The 5,293-nt window shown below is 59.8% G+C and carries 7 protein-coding genes and 1 pseudogene (1 of these 8 only partly in view); 3 read left to right on the forward strand and 5 right to left on the reverse strand.

Annotation, left to right across the window (positions count from 1 at the left end):
- Window positions 1-653: pseudogene (locus A2Z13_02770) on the reverse strand (YggS family pyridoxal phosphate enzyme); it reaches 55 nt to the left of the window's first position.
- A gap of 4 nt (window positions 654-657) precedes the next feature.
- Window positions 658-1,296, reverse strand: coding sequence for a septum formation protein Maf (locus A2Z13_02775; GenBank protein ID OGP78797.1), 639 nt, complete (start codon window positions 1,294-1,296; stop codon window positions 658-660).
- Between the two features lie 86 nt (window positions 1,297-1,382).
- Between A2Z13_02775 and A2Z13_02780 the strand changes: the two genes are divergently transcribed.
- Window positions 1,383-1,784: a hypothetical protein gene (locus tag A2Z13_02780; protein OGP78798.1), complete on the forward strand. Its 402-nt coding sequence runs from the start codon at window positions 1,383-1,385 to the stop codon at window positions 1,782-1,784.
- A gap of 40 nt (window positions 1,785-1,824) precedes the next feature.
- Here A2Z13_02780 and A2Z13_02785 read toward each other — a convergent pair whose 3' ends face one another.
- The 3 genes from A2Z13_02785 to A2Z13_02795 all read right to left on the reverse strand — a co-directional run bounded on the left by A2Z13_02785 (window position 1,825) and on the right by A2Z13_02795 (window position 3,272).
- Complete coding sequence (locus A2Z13_02785; protein ID OGP78799.1) at window positions 1,825-2,214, reverse strand: DUF4440 domain-containing protein; 390 nt, start codon at window positions 2,212-2,214, stop codon at window positions 1,825-1,827.
- Window positions 2,215-2,307: 93 nt separating this feature from the next.
- Window positions 2,308-2,712 carry a hypothetical protein gene (locus A2Z13_02790; protein OGP78800.1) on the reverse strand — a complete coding sequence of 135 codons (405 nt, stop codon included), beginning with the start codon at window positions 2,710-2,712 and terminating at the stop codon, window positions 2,308-2,310.
- A gap of 113 nt (window positions 2,713-2,825) precedes the next feature.
- On the reverse strand, window positions 2,826-3,272 hold the full coding sequence (locus A2Z13_02795) for a hypothetical protein (GenBank protein ID OGP78801.1): 447 nt from the start codon (window positions 3,270-3,272) through the stop codon (window positions 2,826-2,828).
- 155 nt (window positions 3,273-3,427) lie between these two features.
- On the opposite strand from A2Z13_02795, the gene A2Z13_02800 reads away from it, so the two are divergent.
- Both A2Z13_02800 and A2Z13_02805 read left to right on the forward strand, forming a co-directional pair.
- The gene (locus tag A2Z13_02800; protein OGP78802.1) at window positions 3,428-3,679 is read left to right on the forward strand and encodes a hypothetical protein; all 252 of its coding nucleotides are present in this window, start codon (window positions 3,428-3,430) and stop codon (window positions 3,677-3,679) included.
- Between the two features lie 767 nt (window positions 3,680-4,446).
- Window positions 4,447-5,175 carry a hypothetical protein gene (locus A2Z13_02805; protein ID OGP78803.1) on the forward strand — a complete coding sequence of 243 codons (729 nt, stop codon included), beginning with the start codon at window positions 4,447-4,449 and terminating at the stop codon, window positions 5,173-5,175.
- Window positions 5,176-5,293: the final 118 nt, after the last annotated feature.

Here is a 5,293-nt window from a genome sequence, read left to right on the forward strand (position 1 = left end):
ATCATCGTCGCCCCCTCTTCGATCGCCGCCTCGAAATCGCTCGACATCCCCATCGACAACTCCGTCATTTCCCCTGCCGCCCCTCCAAGGGAGGCAACCTGATCCAACAGTTCCCGCAGGCGCACGAAATTGGGTCTGCTCTCCTCGGGATCTTCCGTCATCGGCGGGACGGCCATCAATCCCCGGATCCGGACACCCGGCAGGCCGGCGGCGGGCGATAGGAGCCCTGCGAGCCCATCCGGCGGGATTCCCGCCTTGCTCCCCTCCCCGGCCAGATTCACCTCGATGAGAACCGGCACCGTCTTCCCCGCCTCTATGCAGCGGCGGGAGATGTCGGCCAGCAGGCGGAGGGAATCGACCGACTGGATCCAGCCGAACAGGGAAACGGCCTTCTTGATCTTGTTCGCCTGGAGCTTCCCGATCAGGTGCCACTCCGCGTCGGGGAACGCCCGTACCTTCTCGTCCGCCTCCTGGACGTAGTTCTCGCCGAACACCCTCAGGCCCGCCTCGTAGGCCTCGGCGACCCGTTCCACCGGATGCGTCTTGGTGACCGCCACCAGCCGGATCGATTCGGGGGAACGGCCCGAACGAGCCGCCGAGCGGGCAACTCGTTCCAGGACCCTTGCCACGCGGTCCCTGACCGGCTCCTCCATTCCCTTATGACCTTCCTCCAGCGAACTCGTACCAGCCGGAGCCCTTCCGTGACACGACGAGCAGCCCCGCCCGCAGCAGCATCGCAAGCGTCTGCGTCATCGGGAGGCCGACCACGTTCGTGAAGGAGCCGGAGATCCGGTCGATGAGGAGATTTCCCGCTCCCTGCGCGGCATAGGCCCCCGCCTTGTCGTCGCTCTCGCCGGTGCGGAGATACGCCGTGATCTCTTCCTCCGTCAGCGGACGGAACCGGACGCGGGTGGTCACGCACAATCCATCCCGGTACCCGCCGTCCACCCGAAGCAGGCAGGCCGCCGTGTGCACCAGGTGCTCGCGCCCTGCGAGCAGGGAGAGCATGCGCTGCCCCTCCTTCCGGTCCGCGGGCTTCCCGAGAATCTTTCCCTTCGCAACCACGATTGTGTCCGCCGACAGGACGAATGTCGAAGTGTAACGGGAGGCCACCTCCTCCCCTTTTTCGCGGGCGGCCCGGCGTACGAACCGTAGAGGCGGCTCCCCCTGCCGGGGGACCTCCCCGATGCGGGAAGGGACCACCCGGAACGGCACCCCGACGGCGTGGAGCAGCTCTCTGCGACGGGGAGAGGCGGAGGCCAATATCAAGCGCGTCGTCGGCGTCACGGGACCCATTATAGCGGGAAGTCCACCGTGAGGGACACCCTTCCTTGACCCTTGTAAAGCTCCTGTGCTACAAAGGGATGCCAGGGAGAAGCGCGATGAACGTGAAAACCGTCAACGTACGGACCGAAGCTGCACAACAGCTTGTCGACATCACCGCCACGGTGCGCTACGTGGTCCGGGAGAGCGGCATTACCCAGGGCGCCTGCACGATCTTCATCCCCCACACGACCGCGGCGGTGACCATCAACGAGAACGCCGATCCGAACGTCCGGAAGGACCTCCTCAACATCCTGGAGTCGATGGTCCCCTCCAAGGGGAACTACCTGCACACCGAAGGGAATGCGCACGCCCACGCGAAGTCCAGCCTGATCGGCCCTTCCGTCTCGGTCTTCGTAGAGGCCGGCCAGCTGGTGCTGGGAACCTGGCAGGCGATTTTCCTGTGCGAGTTCGACGGACCCAGGACCCGTAACGTACTCCTTCGGGTCACCCCTGGGTAAGCCGGCGCGCCACCTCGCGAAATCTTCGTTCCCGACCGTTTCAGCCTTTTACGTAGGAAAGCTTCTCGGCCACTTTCCCGTCCCGCACCCGAACGACATCCACGCCCCGGACGTGTCCGGGCTTGCCGTCCTTTTCCACCCATTCGTACCGCCACCGGACGACGCAACGGTCTCCCCCGGCGAATATCTCCTCCGCTTTGAAAACGGAATTGGGGGAGGAACGGAAGAATTTCTCCCAAAAGGACCGAACGGCCTCCCGACCCTCGTAGCGCTCTCCGTCCGGCGCCGGCCAAGTGTTTTCGAATACGCAATCCTTCGTCATGGCCGCCATCACGGCGTCGACATCGTGCCGGTTGAAGGCCTCGTTGAAGCGATTTACCGCCGTAACCGTCGATTTCGTCAGCGCATCCGCCTTCGGGTCGCCTGGCATGGCTGCTTCCCTCCCGGTCAATGGTTTCCTCCCGTGCGACATTTCCCTTTCCATCCATTGATGACCGGATAGCCGCGTTGGATTCGCGCCGCTCTACCTCTTGCAATCGCCGACACGTTGCGCGACGAGCAGCTCCTTCGTCGTATGACCATCGGTCACCACGTCGATCTCGACCTTGTACGCGCTATCGCTTTCCACGGTCATGACGGAGGTTGTGCGGCTCTTTATCGCGGCGCCCGAAGGGCTCTTGATCGAGCAGTCCACCGTGAACTTGTAGGTGTTGCCGGACTTCCTGACGGGAGAGAACCGGCAACCGATTTTCTCGAGCATCGCATTCTGCTTTTTCATGTCCTCCGCCGGGCTCGTGCACTTCGTCACCTCGAGTGTCTTCTTGTCTACCGTGCGATGGAATTTCCACATCCCCTGGCGGATTGACGGCAGCTCGTCGGGAAAGGCAGGGTTGCAGAGAGCCGTAGACCCGAGAACGGCCAGAACCATAGCGAGGAACCTCATCCTGCGGCGCCCGGATGAACTGCTGCGTGTACCCATAATCCCCTGCCTCCCTCCCCAAAAAGAAGGATCGCCGAAAAACTGGCAGTTGCAAGATGTTGTCAGGATTCCTTCCGGTCCCGTACGCTGAGCTCGAGTACGATTCGGCCCCAGCCGCCACACTGCACACCAACGTCAAAGCAGGCGGCTCGCCTGAACCGCATTTCATTGGGATCAATGCCAGCGTAGAAGAGCTCGTTGGATGCGAAGATCATCGAGGTTGCCGCGTTGAGCGCGTAGATGCAAATCTTTTTTGGGCAACGTTTCGTCAGGAGATTTCCGGCACCATCAAAGGTGAATTTGTCACCTACCTTGTGTTGGCTGTTGCAACCGTGAGACTGAACAACCTCCAGGACGATCGTCTTGTGGATCAAGGCTGGCGCCTTCGTGAGGACCTCTTCGTTCCTCGGATTCTCTCGAAATGCCTTCATCTCCTCATCGGTGTAGCCAAGATGAGCCTTCATGACTTTCCATTTGACAACGTTCCATGCGGTGTCTCGAATGCTCATGCTTTTCCTCCTGTCTTTGATATCAGAAACCCGACCCCCAGCTTCAGCCACGGGGTTCCCGCCATCAGGTTTTACCCATAGGGCGGCGGCCTACCGCCCCAGCCGAGCGGCGGGCGCCAAGCAGGTTCCTCATGCCCTGGAGGGACACGTCACCGATGGACCAGAGACTACTCTTCATCGCCGACCACGCCCGGGTCCTGATCTCCGTGAGCGAGTTGTGCGACCGCTACGGCATCATCCGAAAAACCGGATTCAAGTGGATCGTTCGATACCAGATCAAGGGGCCCGAAGGGCTCGTCGAGCGATCGCAATGTCCTTTCGGTTGTCCGCACGCCAACCTGCCTGAGATCATCGACGGGCTCTGGGAGGGTCTCCTTCGGCCCCCTCCGCCTCAGGCGAATCGATAAGCGCGACCTCAGGGTCGAAAACGGCCGGGGTCGCAAGAATCGGGAAAATATGTTACCTATCAACCCAGAATAAAGGGTTACTTATCTCCCCGATCGTTCACAGATATTTATAATGAATCCTCATCGAAATTAATTCCGCAACGAGGACAATGGATAAGTGTTTCTTCTGCAAATACGAATTTAAGACCCAATATTTTATTGCACTTAGGACATTTAATTCCTATGTACACCAATAATATACCAACCGCAAATACAGTACCTGAGCCAATTGATACTATATTGAACAATGATTGAGGTATATATTTATCCAAAAACGCTACCATAGCCAATGTGACAAAACTAACCGCCGTGATTATCAAGTAAGTTTTCTTTCTTTTATTTAATATATCTCTGGGTCTCATCGTACGTTTTTCCTCGTAGGTCTAGACATTCTGGATTGACCGGCTCTGTCGTGTAATAACGTGGTTTAGTCGGGCGCGAATCTGATCAGAGCCACAATACAGGAGGAGCTGGTTATGAACGATTCTATCACCTGGATCGGATTGGATGTACACAAGGAAAGCATCGTCGTCGTCGCCGTGAACGAAGCGGGGCACACGGAGTCCCGCTGGGAAGCGCCGAACACGACAAAGGGGAAGTAACGCCTGCCAACGCGCCTGGAGGGGCTGGGGAAGGCCCGGTGCGCCTACGAGGCCGGCCCCTGGGGGTACGATCTGCGACGCTTCCTCGACGGGAAAGGGATCCCCTGCAATGTTATCGCCCCGTCCTTGATTCCCACGAAGCCCGGAGACCGGGTTAAGACGGACCGATGCGAAGCGGAAATGCTGGCCCGCATGCACCGCATGGGGGAACTCACGGCGATCTGTGTCCCCACGCCGGCCCAGGAAGCGCTCCGGTATCTGGTCCGCGCCCGGGAGGACGCCAACGAGGACCTCGTGCGTTGCAGCCACCGGCTGCAGAAGTTCCTGCTGCGCCAGAGACGACGCTCCGAAGGAAAATCGTGGACCCGGGACCACTGGCGATGGATTCGTGCGCTGACATTCGAGGACGCCAACGCCGAAACCGTGCTCGCCGAATACCTCCTGGCCGTGGATCAACAGCTGGAGAGGGTTGCCCGGCTTGACGCGCGGATCGAAGAAGAGGCGCAGAAACCGGGCATCGCCCCAGCCGTGGCCCGACTGAAAACCCTGCGCGGCGTGCGGACGCTTACGGCGATGACGATTCTTTCCGAGTCGATCGACTTGAACCGGTTCGCATCTCCGCGGAAGCTGATGTCCTTCATCGACCTGGTTCCTTCGGAATACTCCAGCGGAGGAAAGCAAAGACGCGGATCTCTCACGCGAGCCGACAACGCGCACGTGCGGCGCGTCCTGGTGGAGGCGGCCTGGCACTATCGACATCCGCCCCATCGGACGGGGGAGACGATCCGGAAGCGACGGGAAGGACAACCGCCCGAGGTGATCGATACGGCGCGCAATCGGGAGGGGGTCATATAGATGTTAGGCCTTCTTCTCAAACCACACGGGTCGAAGATCTCCTTCAACACCTTCTTCCATCAGCCAGGATACGGCAAACCCCTTGTAAACCTCGTCATGATACCGAAACCAATTTTCG

It is taken from the genome of Deltaproteobacteria bacterium RBG_16_64_85 (assembly GCA_001798885.1).
Taxonomy (GTDB): Bacteria; Desulfobacterota; Deferrimicrobia; order Deferrimicrobiales; family Deferrimicrobiaceae; genus FEB-35.